This is a genomic window from Rickettsia endosymbiont of Pantilius tunicatus (genome assembly GCF_964291875.1).
Taxonomy (GTDB): domain Bacteria; phylum Pseudomonadota; class Alphaproteobacteria; order Rickettsiales; family Rickettsiaceae; genus Rickettsia.
This window is the reverse complement of record NZ_OZ198175.1, coordinates 30,951-46,569: the sequence shown is the minus strand read 5'-3', so window position 1 is coordinate 46,569 and position 15,619 is coordinate 30,951. Positions and strand designations below refer to the sequence as shown.

Sequence of the window (15,619 nt, the reverse complement as noted above, 5' to 3'; positions counted from 1 at the left end):
GATTATACTAAATGAAAAACTTATGGCAAAGGCATATTCATACGATTTAAGAATACGAGTAATAAAAAGTTTAACAGATGGTAAAACAATAAAAGAGACTTCTGAGATATACTCTATTAGTAGGAAGACTATAATAGAATGGAAAAAATTAAAGAAACAAACCGGCGATATCAAAGCAAAAAGTGGTTATCATACAGGACATCGTAGAATAATAAGAGACATAGAGGGATTTAAAAAATTTATAGAATTAAATTTTGATAAAACCACCATGGAACTAGCTAACAACTGGAGTCAAAAAGTATCTGCAAGTACGATATCAAGATTGCTTAATAAATTAGGTTATAGTTATAAAAAAAACTTTTCTTCATCCCAAAAGAGATGTTGGTCTAAGGAATGAGTTTATATTGAAACTAAAAACTATAGACAAACAAGATTTAGTATTTATCGATGAATCTGGGATAGAAGATAATAGCTGTAGAGAACACGGGTGGAGCATTATCGGTCAAAGATGTTATGGTGAAAGGGTCTATCAACATAAATCACGGATTAGTATGATTGCTGGGGTGTCTGCCAAAGATATTATTGCCCCAATAATATTTGATGGGACATGTAATAAGGACATTTTTGAAACTTATGTACAAGAGATATTGATCAAAGAGTTAAAGCCTGGTCAGATAGTAGTAATGGATAATATTAATTTTCATAAAAGTACAAAAGTGAAAACGTTAATTGAATCTGTTGGTTGCAGTATTTTATTTTTACCAACTTACTCTCCTGATTTAAATCCTATTGAGCATTACTGGTTTAAAATCAAGAACGAAATAAGAAAAACTGTTTATAATTTTGAGCACTTTTTTGATGCGGTTTACTATGCTCTTGAAAAAGTCACTACCTTATCGCATTAAGCTATACGTTTATCTTGACGCACTTTTACTATTAAACAATCAAAAAATACTATAGCATATACTGGATCTAATGGACGGCTCTGCCATAGCTTAACATCCTCTATTATATCATCTGTGATCCCGCTAATTAAACTCTTGCTTACATCAGCTCCATATAACTCCTGAAGCTGTAATTTTATATCTGATAAACTCATACCTTTAGCATACAAAGATAGTACTTTATCATCAAAACCATCAAGTCTTCTTTGACGCTTTGCTACCAATGATGGTTCAAAGCTACTATTTCTATCTCTTGGTACCTCAATCTCAACAGCACCATTCTTTGTAATTAGATTCTTTGTATTATAACCATTACGTGAATTCTGGGCAGCACTTTGATTATACTTGCTATATCCTAAATGATTATTCATCTCAGACTGTAAAGCTCTCTCTACAAGACGCTTGGTCAGTTCTTTTAATAAACCATCCTACGCAAATAAAGTTGATACATCTGTATCATTATTGATCAATAAATCTATCGCTTGATCCATTGCAGCATTTTGTTTCTCTGTCATTGTAATTTCTCTTTTTGTTATATTTTCTTTTATATAACCTTTGGGAAATTTACACACTTATTTGGACAGAGCCTCTAAACCCTAAGTGGTATGCATCAACCCGTAAAATGATGTAATCCTCGACTTTATTAAGGTCGGGGAGATTATAGGCATGTTCAGAACTTAGAGCTTGGCTTTAAGCTTAAAACCTATGGTAGCTGACTTTGGGCAGTGTTTCTAACTCCCCGATGATTGTGTTCGAGAAGTCAAGAGAATATTTTATATTGGTTTTGCCAAGGTCGTTTGTTTTTAACAATGTTATTGACAATTATTACTATTTTTCTCATTACTGCAGTAAGAGCTAATTTTTTAGCTTTTCCCTTTTCTACAAGTCTTTTATAAAAAGGTTTAACTGCGGGATTACATCTTACAGATGTAACAGCAGCCATATATAATGCCGCCCGTACCGTTTTCCTACCACCTTTAGTTTTTGCTTTAAATCTTGTTTTACCGCTTTCCTTACAGTGAGGTGCTACTCCTACTAAAGAAGCAATTTGTTTACAATTTAAATTACCAAGCTCTGGCAACTCTGTAATTAAGGTTATTGCTATAATCGAGCCAATATCCGGGATAGTAATAAGTAAATTATATATTTCTTTATAACTTTCTATATTTAAAATATGATATAATATAAGCTTTTCCACTTCTTCTTTTTGATCATTAAGTAAATTAATAACACTATTTATACTATTAATTATTTTTTGATTAGTAACTCTACGTAAGCGATTGCGTTCAGATACTATCATAGTAATTAGTTGGTTACGTCTAGCTGTAAGCTCTTTTAATTCTTTTTCTATTTCATTCGCCACTTTTCTAGATTCAGGATTCATTTTTTCTGCAAATAATGCTAACATTTGTGCATCAATAGTATCGGTTTTGGTAAACTTACCTCTCATAGTTCTAAACGCTGATGTAAAATAAGGATTAACTACTGAGACTAAATATCCAACTTTTTGTAAAGTATTTGCTGCTTCATATTCAAGTCTTCCGGTAGCTTCAATTACAATTTTAGCAATATTATAATCCGCTATATATTCGACTAGCTCATTAATTCCTTTTTGGTTGTTATCAAAAACTTTATATTTATTCAACGGGTGTAACCATATATCTAAAGTATCCTCAGATACATCTATACCTATAAAAATATTCTTTGTCATGTTTTCTCTCCTGTTCTATGTACGAGCTAAGGGGTTATTCACGATCAACCATTAAGATCAAGTGAATAACCCCTTGCTCTATTGATTGTTCGGAACCAAAGGAAGTAAGGAGTAACATATCGGGGCACGGTTCATTAATTATAATTATATTAATAACCTGACCACCATCGTTACCTCCTTACAATATCTAAAACTATGCATCATTTTAGATACTTATTAAATACATAAACCACCATGAATGTTTTGTGGTGGTTAAAACTTGAGCAATTTAAGTTTATATTCATTGGGGACACATGCTTGATACCAAAAAAATAATAATCTTCCTTACACCTATCTCAAATTCTAAAAATCGTAAACGCCACAGAGAGCTTATAAATAATTACTGTTAGCAAAATAATTTCCAAATATCAAAGATCATAGAGCAAAATTCATTTCATCATACTTATATACGCAAATTAATTGATGAAATAAGAAACGAGCCTAAAGGGACGTTTACTATTCTAATTGAGGATATAATACTAAACGATCCAAATAGTATAATTTTTACCTCAAGCCTTGGAACTTTATATTTGTTTGGGTTTATTCATACAGAAATATATAAAAAATCTTTCCAAGAGATAAAATTATATGATGGGATACATGCAAAAAATGATTTTTTAAGTATAGCTGATTTTTGCCTATACTATAATTTGGAGTGTCATAGAAATATAGAATAAATTATTTGGTCAACAATATGTTGACTAGTATTATAAACTATAATATAATAAAATTAACTTATAAATAATTCTCAAATGGAATACACTCTTTGCTTTTCTAAAACTTCTTTAAAAAATTTGGTCAAAATTTTTTCAAATAAAAGAAAGGTTATATTAGAAAAATTAGAACAGCTAAGATTAGATCCTTATAAAACAAATAATAATGTTAAAAAGTTAATAGGATACGATGCTTATAGGCTAAGAGTTGGAGACTATCGAGTTATATATAAAATAAACCAAGGAAGATTAGAGATTTTAGTAATAAATATTGATGTTAGAGGAGAGGTATATAAATGAGCGATAAACATATAATAGAGTATCAAGGAAAACCAGCTTTTGTTGTTCTACCCTTTAATGAATATCAAGAGCTTATAAACTTTAAGAAACGTCACATTACCGATGAAGAATTATATCTTGAGGGCATTGCTAAAAATGAAGAATATTTTCCTGAAGAATTAGTGCAGAAAATTCTAAGCGGTGAAAACCCTATCAAGGTTTATCGTGAATATAGAGGGCTTTCCCAAGAACAATTAGCTACTAAAATTGGTAAAACTAAACAATATATTTCTGCTATTGAAAAAGGATCACGTACCGGTACAATAGATACGCTAAAGAAGCTAAGCACTGTTTTAAATATAGATTTGGATATGTTGTAATTAGACTTAGTAGATAATTATTTATATAAAGTATTTATTATTTACTTCCCCTCTTCTCTTTCTTCAATTTGAAATTTTTTTTAATTTTATTTGTAGCAATTTTATTTTTTAAGTTAAACTGGAATTCACGTCGTTGTTTTGTAATCTCATATAGTATAATACCAGATGAAGTACCTAAATTAAGGCTCTCAATAATGCTATACTTAAGTAGACTAATGTATGAGTTCTACCAATATCTGCATATCATAATCAAATACTTTGTTATCATATAATAAAAGAGAATTATATGCTTTATTAAGCTCTTGCAAAAATTTTAAAATTTTGCCTTGCTCATCAAATTTAGGGATAATAACGCATCCAATTGTTAGTCTTACATTATGTATTCTAGATAATACATAAATAGGGTCAACTCCTTCGCTTACATATTTATAAGCAAAATTCTTAAATCCTTCTAAGTGTTCTTCTAATTCTGAAGATTTCATAAAATTCATATCAATTTTAGCATTATCTAACTTTATTATCATGCCAACTGCGTCCTTACTTTCACTTTTAGAACTATAGCTTAATGCGATAAGATAGTGACTTAGAGTATGAGTTAGATTATACTAAATGAAAAACTTATGGCAAAGGCATATTCATACGATTTAAGAATACGAGTAATAAAAAGTTTAACAGATGGTAAAACAATAAAAGAGACTTCTGAGATATACTCTATTAGTAGGAAGACTATAATAGAATGGAAAAAATTAAAGAAACAAACCGGCGATATCAAAGCAAAAAGTGGTTATCATACAGGACATCGTAGAATAATAAGAGACATAGAAGGATTTAAAAAATTTATAGAATTAAATTTTGATAAAACCACCATGGAACTAGCTAACAACTGGAGTCAAAAAGTATCTGCAAGTACGATATCAAGATTGCTTAATAAATTAGGTTATAGTTATAAAAAAAACTTTTCTTCATCCCAAAAGAGATGTTGGTCTAAGGAATGAGTTTATATTGAAACTAAAAACTATAGACAAACAAGATTTAGTATTTATCGATGAATCTGGGATAGAAGATAATAGCTGTAGAGAACACGGGTGGAGCATTATCGGTCAAAGATGTTATGGTGAAAGGGTCTATCAACATAAATCACGGATTAGTATGATTGCTGGGGTGTCTGCCAAAGATATTATTGCCCCAATAATATTTGATGGGACATGTAATAAGGACATTTTTGAAACTTATGTACAAGAGATATTGATCAAAGAGTTAAAGCCTGGTCAGATAGTAGTAATGGATAATATTAATTTTCATAAAAGTACAAAAGTGAAAACGTTAATTGAATCTGTTGGTTGCAGTATTTTATTTTTACCAACTTACTCTCCTGATTTAAATCCTATTGAGCATTACTGGTTTAAAATCAAGAACGAAATAAGAAAAACTGTTTATAATTTTGAGCACTTTTTTGATGCGGTTTACTATGCTCTTGAAAAAGTCACTACCTTATCGCATTAAGCTATACCAATTAAAGAAGGGTCCATTACATATAAAGTGGTATATTACATACAAAACGATTTTAGGATTATAAAATTGAAGAGTGGCGCGCCCTAAAGGATTCGAACCTCTGACCTACGGATTAGAAATCCGTTGCTCTATCCAGCTGAGCTAAGGGCGCTGAAATGGGTGGATATGGTTTATGTGTTTCTGTACAGTGTTTTTATGGCTCTAAAACCATTATTATTAGTGTCATCCTGTTATGTCATTGCCCGCGTGGATCATTCTATCCCTGTCATCCCGTGATTTATTTACTGGATTGTCACGCTCATTTCATTTGCTCACAATGACGACTTTCGATCCACACAAAGAAGCCTTAAGCGGGAATGAAATCGGAATCATGTAACAACGCCGGAAATTCTCAACTCGGCAATCTAATATTTTTACAATTTCTCACCTATAAAGGTGGTGCCGGATATCGGATTTGAACTGATGACCTACCGCTTACAAGGCGGTTGCTCTACCACTGAGCTAATCCGGCTTATTTTTTATTTATTGCTTGAACTGAAAACGTCATTGCGAGGAAAAAATTGTAAGTTTTGACGAAGCAAGAAAGTATAAAAAACGCTAACTTATAGCATTTTTTATTATTTTTTCTAGATTGTCGCACACTCCTTGCAGTCGCTTACAATGACGATTTGGTATCACTGGTCAAGCAACTAGATAACACTATGCTTCTTTAGCTTCTTTTTTGCTTGGTTTAGCTTTACGGTTTTTTAGCTTAACTTCCATCTCTTTTTTGATTTTCTCAGGAAGAGCTATACCAGCTTGCTCGATAAATTTTGCAACTCTATCTGTTGGTTTAGCACCAGATTTAAGCCAATATTCTACACGATCCGCCTTTAGAACTACACGCTCATTACTATCTTTAGCAAGCATCGGATTATAAGTTCCAACTTTTTCTAAAAAATCACCATCACGTGGTGCGGTTGCGTTAGCTACTACTACACGGTAAAAAGGACGCTTTTTAGCACCGCCTCTAGCTAAACGAATTTTTACTGCCATATATTACTTCGATTATTTTATTTTTTCTTCTTTAAAAAGAACATGTTTTCTTACTTTTGGATCGTATTTACGAAAAGAAAGCTTTTCGGTTTGCGTTTTTGGATTACGCTTTTTCACTAAAAAAAAGCCTGTACCTGCGGTACTTACTAACCTTACCAAAATGTTTTTATTTTTCTTTGCCATTAGCTTATCGCCTAATCAAGATATTATAATATTCTAAGTAGAGCAGAATAAAACGAAATTAAAAAATAGTCAAGGAAAATTCTGCAGCATACGAAACTTTCCTTATATCCATTTCACCTCTGGCGGCATAGACATCAATATTGCCTCAACGTTACCGTCAGTCATTAAGCCGAACTTTGTACCTCTATCATATAGCAAATTAAATTCTACGTACCTACCTCGTCTTATGAGCTGATATTCTTTCTGCTCATCCGTCCAAGGTAAAAATAGTTTATTTCTAACGATTTCAGGATATACTGATAATAACGCTTTGCCTACATCTTGCGTAAAAGAAAAATCTTGCTTAAAATCACCGCTATTTAGATAATCGTAAAATATTCCGCCAACTCCTCTTGGTTCTTTTCTATGTTTCAAATAGAAATATTCATCACATTGCTTTTTAAATTTAGAATAATAACCAGAATCATATTTCTCGCATGCTTCTTTGAAAGCTGCATGAAATTTTGCTGTCTCGTCTTCTTCTGGATAAAAAGGCGTTAAATCACCACCGCCGCCAAACCAATTTTTTGAGGTTTCAATATAACGGGTATTGAAGTGCATTGCGGGGATTAAAGGAGATTTAAGGTGAGCAACTAATGAAATGCCAGTGGCAAAAAACTTACCATCTAACTCCGCTCCTGGAATTTCGGCACGAAACGCTGGTGAGAACTCGCCAAATACAGTGGATATGTTAACGCCGACTTTTTCAAACACTTCCCCTTTCATGACAGACATAACACCGCCACCGCCGCCATCACGTTCCCAGCTTGAGCGGACAAACTTACCAGCCTTTAAACCCTTTGCCTTTGCATATTCTTCTTCGATTTTCTCAAATTCCGTGCATAATAAATCACGTAAATTAGTAAACCAGCTACTTGTTAGTTCTCTATTTTTTATGTTCATAACTATATAACAACTGTTTAATTACTCTTTTCATCATATACATAATAATTAAAAATATAGCTGCAATAATCATGATATAGAAAGCTGGAGCATAAAATAATTTTGTATGCTCTACAAGCCAACGAGAAATAATCGGGGACGTACCACCAAATATTGCTATCGCAAAGTTGTAGCTAAAAGCAACGCCGGTAAATCTTTGTTCTGCCGTAAATAAAGAAATAACGAATATATATGCCGTACCTGCTATACTTCCTGCAAGCATGCCAAGAATAGTAAGTGCTGTAATCTGTTGCCACGTTTCTTCTGAAGACATAAGCAGCATAGTCGGTAAAATTAGTAATAAATTAGCAATTCCGGCAAGCATACTCATTTTAAATTTTCCGATAATATCAGCAATACCCCCAGCAAAAGGCATTGTGATCATAGCAATAAAGGAGCCGTAAGCCATATATAATAAAGCAGTAGTGTTACTAAGATGCATAACACTATAATAAAATACGTTTATATACGTTTTTACTAAATACATAATGCTACTTGCTATAGCACCCATGCATATAGTTAAAAACATAGATTTCCAAGCTGTTTTAACTACATTAGAAAAAGGAGCTTTAAGAACTTTTTTCTTCTTCTCAAGCATTTTAAAAATAGGAGTCTCTGAAACGCGTAATCGCAAATAAAAACCAACAAGCCCCATAAATCCACCAAACAAGAAAGCAAGCCGCCACGCAAAATCAATATGAGAAAAATAACGCTCTATAATAATACCGATAAAGGTTGCGATTAAAGTACCGGCGATATTTGAGCCGTTTACTAAACCTGCTGTAAATCCTGGTCTTAAATTTTGACGATGCTCTAAAATGAAAATAGCAGCTCCTGTTCCTTCGCCGCTAATACAAAGCCCTTGAATAAGCCGCATTATGATTAGAGTCAAAGGTGCATAAACTCCAATATCTGCATATGAAGGGATCAAGCCCATGATAAAGGTCGGGATAGTCATACCAAGCATAGATATTATCAAGGCAATACGCCTACCATATCTATCACCGATATAACCAAATAATATGCCACCAATAGGTCTTGTCAAAAACCCAACGGCAAATACTGCAAGACTTAAAATAATTTGGATAAATTCTGACTCCCCAGGAAAGAAAACTCGCCCTATAATTGGCGAGAAAACTGAATATACAGTAAAGTCATAATATTCAAGTATATTTCCTGAAATAGCAGATAGAAAAATGAATTTAGATTTGTTCATTGAACTCTAAATAACTTAATTACTAATTAGCTATTATAAACAAATTCTATCATTTATAAAGTGTAAATTTTTATCTAATAAAATTTGCCCTTTTTGCACGTCGTGCATTTGCAGCTATATCTCTAGCAGCATTTTTATCATCTTGATCTCTTTGTTGTAATGTATTCTTTAAATTTTTACCTATTCTCGTTGCTTGTGCTATTGCAGTTTTCTTAGAAACATTTTCTAACCTAGCTTGATATTCTTTAATTCTTGCTATTCGGTCTTCACGTAACAGTTCATAATGAGTTTTACCACCTGCTCCTCGCACTTTTATTTCCATTTTTGCTACAAAATCCTTAAAGGCTCAGGCTTTTTACCATGAATATGAACTAAACAACCCTCAGCTATAAGCTGAGGGGTTATAAAGTGGAATCGATTAGAAATCGATCATCATTCACAGGTTCACCTTCCTGTTCATCAATATAGTGCTGTATCATTTCATCAGTTATATTACCTGAACTGACTGCCATATAGCCCCTAGCCCACAAATGATTGCCCCAAAATTGTTTTCGTAAATGAGTAAATTCTTGCAATAAAATTCTTGAGCTAATGCTTTTTAAATACTGTACTAACTTGCTAAGAGATATTTGCGGCTTATATGAGATAAACATATGTACGTGATCACATGATATTTTCCCTGAAATTATATGTACTTCATGTTCCATACAAATCTGCCTCAGTAAATCTCTAGTCCTTTCCGATACTTTGCCTATCAATATTCTCTTCCTATATTTTGGTATCCATATAAGATGCACTTTTAAATCATACTGACTATGACTATTCTTTCTATAACTTCTCATATTTCTTGATATATGGTAAATTAAGTTGAAGTTTGCGTATTAAAGAATTGAATTAAAGCATTATATAATTGATCAAATTGAGTAATTGTAGCTTTAATCCATCGCTTCATATTGGCCCAAAATTTCTCTATTGGATTTAGATCAGGGGAGTAAGGTGGTAAGAATATTATCCTACAACCTACTGATTCTATTAGTTCTTTGGTCCTTTGAGACTTATGGAAAGCAGCGTTATCCATCACTACAACTTGTCCAGGTTTTAGCTCTTTTATTAAAAATTCTCCAACCCAACTTTCAAATAATTGTCTATTACATGTTCCATTAAATATCATCGGTGCTATACACTCTTTATTAACATAACCAGCTATGATATTTGTTCTGTTGTAATATTTACCGCTTTTTTTACCAATAAGTTTTTCGCTTTTTTTGCCCCATCCTCTATCTTTGCAGATATTTATCTCAATACCACTTTCATCAATATATACAAGATGTTCTATTGGTGTATCTTATTATGACCTCTTGGTACTTATCTCGCTTTTCTTGACTTGCTTCCAAGTAGGAAAAGTCTTTTTTTTATAGCTAAAACCTAGTTGCTTTAACCAATAATACGCACCCACAGAACTCATATTAAAATACGTACCCATTTCTAATAATGTGAAATTAGGATTAGAACTCACGTACAACTCAACATCTTGACTTGTTACCCGTCCTTTTTTGCCTCCTATTCTTCTTGCTAAATAATGTCCTTCGGACTTATATCTCTTATACCAATTCCTTACTGTGTTTGCTGCTATTTCAAATCTTATCGCAGTGCTATTGCAGCTATTACCTCTTTCTACATATCCTATAACTCTTTTTCTAAAATCTTGACTATATGATCTTGGCATTTTCCTTTATATATATCATCCCTATACTCAAACCTCAACTTAATTTACTATAAATTCATTGCTAAAGCAATTTCATTATATCTTCCCTTCGCCTAAAGGCGAGGGATTTTTGATCCCCGAAGGGGGACATTAAACAATTTTTATCTAAAGCTCCAGGCATTTTTTCCTGTATCTTTTTTATACCACGGTACATGTCTATCTCCTCAGGTTGATAATGACCGCTATTATCGCTAATATATCCTATTTTCCCGTTTTTTATTAAAATCATTCCAGCTGCTTCAGCCGGTCTTCCTTCTAAAAACGAAGCATGGCTAAGAGTAGGAATTTTTTTATTAGTTTCATATACTCCTTTATGGGAAGCTATGGTAAATTAAGTTGAAGTTTGCGTATTAAAGAATTGAATTAAAGCATTATATAATTGATCAAATTGAGTAATTGTAGCTTTAATCCATCGCTTCATATTGACCCAAAATTTCTCTATTGGATTTAGATCAGGGGAGTAAGGTGGTAAGAATATTATCCTACAACCTACTGATTCTATTAGTTCTTTGGTCCTTTGAGACTTATGGAAAGCAGCGTTATCCATCACTACAACTTGTCCAGGTTTTAGCTCTTTTATTAAAAATTCTCCAACCCAACTTTCAAATAATTGTCTATTACATGTTCCATTAAATATCATCGGTGCTATACACTCTTTATTAACATAACCAGCTATGATATTTGTTCTGTTGTAATATTTACCGCTTTTTTTACCAATAAGTTTTTCGCTTTTTTTGCCCCATCCTCTATCTTTGCAGATATTTATCTCAATACCACTTTCATCAATATATACAAGATGTTCTATTGGTGTATCTTTTATGACCTCTTGGTACTTATCTCGCTTTTCTTGACTTGCTTCCAAGTAGGAAAAGTCTTTTTTTTATAGCTAAAACCTAGTTGCTTTAACCAATAATACGCACCCACAGAACTCATATTAAAATACGTACCCATTTCTAATAATGTGAAATTAGGATTAGAACTCACGTACAACTCAACATCTTGACTTGTTACCCGTCCTTTTTTGCCTCCTATTCTTCTTGCTAAATAATGTCCTTCGGACTTATATCTCTTATACCAATTCCTTACTGTGTTTGCTGCTATTTCAAATCTTATCGCAGTGCTATTGCAGCTATTACCTCTTTCTACATATCCTATAACTCTTTTTCTAAAATCTTGACTATATGATCTTGGCATTTTCCTTTATATATATCATCCCTATACTCAAACCTCAACTTAATTTACTATATATAAATTTCTCCTTCTTTACTCATTACAAATGCTTGAAGATTTTGTACTCCTTTACTTTCTTTGACAATAGTAGAAGCAGGTTTTCCTGTATGGTCAAATAGAGCTTGATGAGATTTATCGTATGATAATTTACAGGTTTTTAGTTGTTCTGAATCCATACGTAACATATTAAATTCTGCTGAGCCATGCACATGCTTACCTTGCCCTATCTCTCTAAGATAATTTTCTTGTTGAGTTACTTTAACTTGTACACTATCAGCAATTGCTTCAGTTAATTTCCCAGATTCATATTGCTCAGGTATAGCTTAATGCGATAAGATAATGACTTAGAGTATGAGTTAGATTATACTAAATGAAAAACTTATGGCAAAGGCATATTCATACGATTTAAGAATACGAGTAATAAAAAGTTTAACAGATGGTAAAACAATAAAAGAGACTTCTGAGATATACTCTATTAGTAGGAAGACTATAATAGAATGGAAAAAATTAAAGAAACAAACCGGCGATATCAAAGCAAAAAGTGGTTATCATACAGGACATCGTAGAATAATAAGAGACATAGAGGGATTTAAAAAATTTATAGAATTAAATTTTGATAAAACCACCATGGAACTAGCTAACAACTGGAGTCAAAAAGTATCTGCAAGTACGATATCAAGATTGCTTAATAAATTAGGTTATAGTTATAAAAAAAACTTTTCTTCATCCCAAAAGAGATGTTGGTCTAAGGAATGAGTTTATATTGAAACTAAAAACTATAGACAAACAAGATTTAGTATTTATCGATGAATCTGGGATAGAAGATAATAGCTGTAGAGAACACGGGTGGAGCATTATCGGTCAAAGATGTTATGGTGAAAGGGTCTATCAACATAAATCACGGATTAGTATGATTGCTGGGGTGTCTGCCAAAGATATTATTGCCCCAATAATATTTGATGGGACATGTAATAAGGACATTTTTGAAACTTATGTACAAGAGATATTGATCAAAGAGTTAAAGCCTGGTCAGATAGTAGTAATGGATAATATTAATTTTCATAAAAGTACAAAAGTGAAAACGTTAATTGAATCTGTTGGTTGCAGTATTTTATTTTTACCAACTTACTCTCCTGATTTAAATCCTATTGAGCATTACTGGTTTAAAATCAAGAACGAAATAAGAAAAACTGTTTATAATTTTGAGCACTTTTTTGATGCGGTTTACTATGCTCTTGAAAAAGTCACTACCTTATCGCATTAAGCTATACTACAGCTCGCTTGAATTTACCTATTAACTTATTCCAATTATCCCTTGCTCTATTTTTTTCCTCATTTAAATCATAATCCGGTACTGGCTCAGCTCTTTTATTCTTATTAGATTTATCAGAACCATAGCCTGAATCGTCTGAATCATAATCCGGAAGCGGTTCATTTGGTTTCAAAATACCTTTAATAGGTTGGTTTTTTAGATTTTCAATTCCTTTGTTGGTATCAACATACACATCTCTATGAGTTTCTCTTTGCTCAGTATTATGATGTTTTTTAATATGATCAGTAGCATTAGCTTTTAGTTTAGGGTTCTTTTTAAATAATCCAGCCATAAAATTACCTTTAAATTAAATTTATCTTGTAGGAACTTTTGGACTTTCTACTTTTTTAAGTACAGCAGCTTTCGGTTTTTTATTAATTCTTGCAAAATTCTTTTCTTGCTCTTTACGTAATTCTTCACCTATTTTTTTTGCAACTTCTCTAATACCTTTTAAAGCACTTCTAGCTGGTTTTTTATCAAGACTTTTCTTACCTTTTGAAGTATCGACCTTTTCGCTTTTATGAAAAGTTTTAGTTGCTACTTTTTCTGCTATTTTTACAGTTCGTTTATCGCTTTTTAAAGTATTTTTAGTAGCTTGCTTTTCATTTCTAGTGCTTTCTAAATAATAAATTTTATTATTTTCTTGTTTAAACTGATTTTGGTTTGCCTTTTAAATCTAAAAACTTATTATCTTTTTCTGCAGAAAATGATTTTAATAACTCACTATTTTTTTAACAGCAAATACTTTTCCATTTTTTTCGAGGATAGTTTCATCAAACTTAACACCATCATCTAATATTATTTTTGCAAAATCACCTACCTCTCCAACTTTTTTACCACTAAGATCATAAGCATAAAGTTTTGTTCCATGAAAATCTAATTCGTTTAAAAAATTTTCTATTGATTTTTTATCGTTAGTAAAAGCACCTATAATTTGTTCTTCTTTTCGGACTGCTTCCACCGGAAATATTTCGTTTACAGTAATTTTTTCCGTACGTTTAATTATACCTAAAAAAGCTAGAATTTTTTTAAATTTCCCTAAATCACGCTTTACTTCAATTTCTCGTTTTCTTTCTAGATTTATTTTTTCTTTATGTTCTACTTCCCCTATAATTAAATGCCCATCTACAGCTTTGCCGTATTCATCTTTAAAGTGTAGTATTTTAGCGTTTTTTATTTGATTTAGTTCGATTGTTTGTGAATGCTCTTTTTGTGTCATAACTTCCTCCTGAAATAAAAATTAATTTATTTTAGTGTAATGAGGTAAATAATGACTTTTCAAGAAATTTCTAACATTAGTTATTGCTTAATGGTTAATAATCATTAAGCAATAGAAATTACTGTGCTGTCCAGCCCCCATCTATAAAGAGTCCAGCCCCCGTTATAGATGATACTTTTTCGTCACACAAAAATATTACTAAATCAGCTATTTCACTTGCTTCAACAAACTTCTTTGTGGCTTGCGATTTTAATATTACGTCTCTTAAGGTTGATTCTTCGCTGATGTGACGGGCTTTTGCAGTATCTGCTATTTGATTTTTTACAAGTGGGGTATTTACGTAACCAGGACAAACAGCATTAACAGTGATATTATTCTCAGCTACCTCTAAAGCAACAGTTTTAGTAAGACCAAGTATCCCGTGTTTTGCTGCAACATAGGCTGATTTAAAAGGTGATGCGACGTATGCGTGTGCTGAAGCGATATTGACAATACGCCCAAAGCCGTTCTTTTTCATTATAGGAATTGAATATTTTGTGGTATAGAAAGATGCTATTAAATCTATACGCAAAATCTGTTCCCATTTATCTTCTGGAAACTCATCGATAGGAGCAACATGTTGAATACCGGCATTATTCACTAATATATCTATTTTTCCAAATTCTTTTACTATATTTTCAAACATAGCTTTTATTTCGCTCGGCTTTTCAAGATTTACTCCTTGATAAAATACGTTAGCCGCACCAAGATTTTTTAATTCCATAGAAATTTTTTTCACTTCATCATCTTTTGCAAAATCATTAATAACTAACTTTGTACCAAGTTTTGCAAAATGCTTTGCTATTTCAAACCCAATACCACTTGTTGAACCGGTTATAACTACTACTTTATCTTTCATTTTTACCTCTTTAAATAAATATATAATCCTAAGTAAGAGAAGAACTGGGTAGACGATAGTATTAATTTGGAAAAGAGCAAGACGTCCACAAGACGAGGAACGGAGCGTACACTTTAAGTACGTGAGTTACCTGCGTACTTGTAGGACAACGCCGCCAATTTTTCAAATTAAACGAGTATACTTTACTTTAAAAGTAACTTAT

Annotated in this window: 23 protein-coding genes and 2 tRNA genes; 5 read left to right on the top strand and 20 right to left on the bottom strand. The window is 32.1% G+C overall.

The genetic code is table 11. The features are described 5' to 3' along the window. Positions 1-22 precede the first annotated feature (22 nt). A protein-coding gene (locus ACICQC_RS00315) for an IS630 family transposase (protein WP_395476497.1) occupies positions 23-905 on the top strand; the annotation gives its coding sequence in 2 pieces (ribosomal slippage) (positions 23-349 and positions 351-905; 882 coding nt in all). Here the strand turns inward: ACICQC_RS00315 and ACICQC_RS00310 are convergent. From ACICQC_RS00310 to ACICQC_RS00300, 3 genes are all read right to left on the bottom strand, one after another. Further along, positions 902-1,315 (bottom strand): transposase, encoded by a 414-nt coding sequence (locus ACICQC_RS00310; protein WP_395476981.1) that lies wholly within the window; start codon positions 1,313-1,315, stop codon positions 902-904. The two genes, ACICQC_RS00315 and ACICQC_RS00310, sit on opposite strands and share 4 nt — an antisense overlap. A gap of 57 nt (positions 1,316-1,372) precedes the next feature. After that, on the bottom strand, positions 1,373-1,516 hold the full coding sequence (locus ACICQC_RS00305) for a hypothetical protein (protein WP_395476501.1): 144 nt from the start codon (positions 1,514-1,516) through the stop codon (positions 1,373-1,375). 188 nt (positions 1,517-1,704) lie between these two features. Beyond that, a complete protein-coding gene (locus ACICQC_RS00300; protein ID WP_395476380.1) occupies positions 1,705-2,655 on the bottom strand; it encodes an IS110 family transposase in 951 nt (316 codons plus the stop codon). An 833-nt stretch (positions 2,656-3,488) separates the two neighbouring features. Between ACICQC_RS00300 and ACICQC_RS00295 the strand changes: the two genes are divergently transcribed. Both ACICQC_RS00295 and ACICQC_RS00290 read left to right on the top strand, forming a co-directional pair. Continuing rightward, entirely contained in the window at positions 3,489-3,707 is a 219-nt protein-coding gene (locus tag ACICQC_RS00295) for a type II toxin-antitoxin system RelE/ParE family toxin (RefSeq protein WP_395476980.1), read from the top strand. Next, positions 3,704-4,066: a helix-turn-helix transcriptional regulator gene (locus ACICQC_RS00290; protein ID WP_011478026.1), complete on the top strand. Its 363-nt coding sequence runs from the start codon at positions 3,704-3,706 to the stop codon at positions 4,064-4,066. Before ACICQC_RS00295 ends, ACICQC_RS00290 begins: the two co-directional genes overlap by 4 nt. A gap of 212 nt (positions 4,067-4,278) precedes the next feature. Here the strand turns inward: ACICQC_RS00290 and ACICQC_RS00285 are convergent, their stop codons facing one another. After that, positions 4,279-4,590 (bottom strand): hypothetical protein, encoded by a 312-nt coding sequence (locus tag ACICQC_RS00285; RefSeq protein WP_395476979.1) that lies wholly within the window; start codon positions 4,588-4,590, stop codon positions 4,279-4,281. Positions 4,591-4,686: 96 nt separating this feature from the next. Between ACICQC_RS00285 and ACICQC_RS00280 the strand changes: the two genes are divergently transcribed. After that, positions 4,687-5,569 (top strand): IS630 family transposase gene (locus tag ACICQC_RS00280; protein ID WP_395476497.1). Its coding sequence is split into 2 segments (ribosomal slippage): positions 4,687-5,013 and positions 5,015-5,569, totalling 882 coding nucleotides; the frame shifts between segments, so codons are not numbered across the junction. 83 nt (positions 5,570-5,652) lie between these two features. Here ACICQC_RS00280 and ACICQC_RS00275 read toward each other — a convergent pair. From ACICQC_RS00275 to ACICQC_RS00215, 13 genes are all read right to left on the bottom strand, one after another. Beyond that, positions 5,653-5,729, bottom strand: a tRNA-Arg gene (locus tag ACICQC_RS00275). A 285-nt stretch (positions 5,730-6,014) separates the two neighbouring features. Next, a tRNA-Thr gene (locus ACICQC_RS00270) sits at positions 6,015-6,089 on the bottom strand. A 188-nt stretch (positions 6,090-6,277) separates the two neighbouring features. Then, positions 6,278-6,613 carry a 30S ribosomal protein S16 gene (rpsP, locus tag ACICQC_RS00265; RefSeq protein ID WP_395476978.1) on the bottom strand — a complete coding sequence of 112 codons (336 nt, stop codon included), beginning with the start codon at positions 6,611-6,613 and terminating at the stop codon, positions 6,278-6,280. 12 nt (positions 6,614-6,625) lie between these two features. Continuing rightward, a complete protein-coding gene (gene rpmG, locus ACICQC_RS00260; protein ID WP_011478029.1) occupies positions 6,626-6,796 on the bottom strand; it encodes a 50S ribosomal protein L33 in 171 nt (56 codons plus the stop codon). A 102-nt stretch (positions 6,797-6,898) separates the two neighbouring features. Then, positions 6,899-7,738, bottom strand: a complete 840-nt coding sequence (gene hemF / locus ACICQC_RS00255) for an oxygen-dependent coproporphyrinogen oxidase (RefSeq protein WP_395476977.1) — start codon at positions 7,736-7,738, stop codon at positions 6,899-6,901. Next, complete coding sequence (locus ACICQC_RS00250; protein ID WP_395476976.1) at positions 7,722-8,993, bottom strand: MFS transporter; 1,272 nt, start codon at positions 8,991-8,993, stop codon at positions 7,722-7,724. The genes hemF and ACICQC_RS00250 overlap by 17 nt, the downstream gene beginning before the upstream one ends. 70 nt (positions 8,994-9,063) lie before the next feature. Continuing rightward, a complete protein-coding gene (locus tag ACICQC_RS00245; RefSeq protein ID WP_395476975.1) occupies positions 9,064-9,315 on the bottom strand; it encodes a hypothetical protein in 252 nt (83 codons plus the stop codon). A gap of 79 nt (positions 9,316-9,394) precedes the next feature. After that, a complete protein-coding gene (tnpA, locus tag ACICQC_RS00240; protein ID WP_395476974.1) occupies positions 9,395-9,835 on the bottom strand; it encodes an IS200/IS605 family transposase in 441 nt (146 codons plus the stop codon). Between the two features lie 20 nt (positions 9,836-9,855). After that, on the bottom strand, positions 9,856-10,284 hold the full coding sequence (locus tag ACICQC_RS00235) for an IS630 family transposase (RefSeq protein WP_395477699.1): 429 nt from the start codon (positions 10,282-10,284) through the stop codon (positions 9,856-9,858). A gap of 57 nt (positions 10,285-10,341) precedes the next feature. Next, positions 10,342-10,719 carry an IS630 transposase-related protein gene (locus ACICQC_RS00230; protein ID WP_395476240.1) on the bottom strand — a complete coding sequence of 126 codons (378 nt, stop codon included), beginning with the start codon at positions 10,717-10,719 and terminating at the stop codon, positions 10,342-10,344. A gap of 370 nt (positions 10,720-11,089) precedes the next feature. Further along, a complete protein-coding gene (locus ACICQC_RS00225; RefSeq protein ID WP_395476458.1) occupies positions 11,090-11,620 on the bottom strand; it encodes an IS630 family transposase in 531 nt (176 codons plus the stop codon). After that, entirely contained in the window at positions 11,575-11,952 is a 378-nt protein-coding gene (locus ACICQC_RS00220) for an IS630 transposase-related protein (protein ID WP_395476240.1), read from the bottom strand. Before ACICQC_RS00220 ends, ACICQC_RS00225 begins: the two co-directional genes overlap by 46 nt. A gap of 47 nt (positions 11,953-11,999) precedes the next feature. Beyond that, positions 12,000-12,197, bottom strand: coding sequence for a hypothetical protein (locus tag ACICQC_RS00215; protein ID WP_395476973.1), 198 nt, complete (start codon positions 12,195-12,197; stop codon positions 12,000-12,002). 172 nt (positions 12,198-12,369) lie between these two features. Here ACICQC_RS00215 and ACICQC_RS00210 point away from each other — a divergent pair. Next, positions 12,370-13,252, top strand: a protein-coding gene (locus ACICQC_RS00210) for an IS630 family transposase (RefSeq protein WP_395476497.1) whose coding sequence is annotated in 2 segments (ribosomal slippage) — positions 12,370-12,696 and positions 12,698-13,252 — 882 coding nt in all. Because the reading frame shifts where the segments join, the coding sequence is not laid out codon by codon here. A 1-nt stretch (position 13,253) separates the two neighbouring features. Here the strand turns inward: ACICQC_RS00210 and ACICQC_RS00205 are convergent. From ACICQC_RS00205 to ACICQC_RS00195, 3 genes are all read right to left on the bottom strand, one after another. Then, positions 13,254-13,592, bottom strand: coding sequence for a hypothetical protein (locus tag ACICQC_RS00205; RefSeq protein ID WP_395476972.1), 339 nt, complete (start codon positions 13,590-13,592; stop codon positions 13,254-13,256). 420 nt (positions 13,593-14,012) lie between these two features. Then, positions 14,013-14,519 carry a hypothetical protein gene (locus ACICQC_RS00200; protein WP_395476971.1) on the bottom strand — a complete coding sequence of 169 codons (507 nt, stop codon included), beginning with the start codon at positions 14,517-14,519 and terminating at the stop codon, positions 14,013-14,015. Between the two features lie 118 nt (positions 14,520-14,637). Continuing rightward, positions 14,638-15,417: a 3-hydroxybutyrate dehydrogenase gene (locus ACICQC_RS00195; RefSeq protein WP_395476969.1), complete on the bottom strand. Its 780-nt coding sequence runs from the start codon at positions 15,415-15,417 to the stop codon at positions 14,638-14,640. Between the last annotated feature and the right edge of the window lie 202 nt (positions 15,418-15,619).

Bases quoted from the DNA above. Each gene is read 5' to 3' on its own strand.
- ACICQC_RS00310 (WP_395476981.1), bottom strand. From the start codon at position 1,315: ATGAATAATCATTTAGGATATAGCAAGTATAATCAAAGTGCTGCCCAG.
- ACICQC_RS00300 (WP_395476380.1), bottom strand. From the start codon at position 2,655: ATGACAAAGAATATTTTTATAGGTATAGATGTATCTGAGGATACTTTA.
- ACICQC_RS00290 (WP_011478026.1), top strand. From the start codon at position 3,704: ATGAGCGATAAACATATAATAGAGTATCAAGGAAAACCAGCTTTTGTT.
- ACICQC_RS00285 (WP_395476979.1), bottom strand. From the start codon at position 4,590: ATGATAATAAAGTTAGATAATGCTAAAATTGATATGAATTTTATGAAA.
- rpsP (WP_395476978.1), bottom strand. From the start codon at position 6,613: ATGGCAGTAAAAATTCGTTTAGCTAGAGGCGGTGCTAAAAAGCGTCCT.
- rpmG (WP_011478029.1), bottom strand. From the start codon at position 6,796: ATGGCAAAGAAAAATAAAAACATTTTGGTAAGGTTAGTAAGTACCGCA.
- hemF (WP_395476977.1), bottom strand. From the start codon at position 7,738: ATGAACATAAAAAATAGAGAACTAACAAGTAGCTGGTTTACTAATTTA.
- ACICQC_RS00250 (WP_395476976.1), bottom strand. From the start codon at position 8,993: ATGAACAAATCTAAATTCATTTTTCTATCTGCTATTTCAGGAAATATA.
- ACICQC_RS00245 (WP_395476975.1), bottom strand. From the start codon at position 9,315: ATGGAAATAAAAGTGCGAGGAGCAGGTGGTAAAACTCATTATGAACTG.
- tnpA (WP_395476974.1), bottom strand. From the start codon at position 9,835: ATGAGAAGTTATAGAAAGAATAGTCATAGTCAGTATGATTTAAAAGTG.
- ACICQC_RS00230 (WP_395476240.1), bottom strand. From the start codon at position 10,719: ATGCCAAGATCATATAGTCAAGATTTTAGAAAAAGAGTTATAGGATAT.
- ACICQC_RS00220 (WP_395476240.1), bottom strand. From the start codon at position 11,952: ATGCCAAGATCATATAGTCAAGATTTTAGAAAAAGAGTTATAGGATAT.
- ACICQC_RS00205 (WP_395476972.1), bottom strand. From the start codon at position 13,592: ATGGCTGGATTATTTAAAAAGAACCCTAAACTAAAAGCTAATGCTACT.
- ACICQC_RS00200 (WP_395476971.1), bottom strand. From the start codon at position 14,519: ATGACACAAAAAGAGCATTCACAAACAATCGAACTAAATCAAATAAAA.
- ACICQC_RS00195 (WP_395476969.1), bottom strand. From the start codon at position 15,417: ATGAAAGATAAAGTAGTAGTTATAACCGGTTCAACAAGTGGTATTGGG.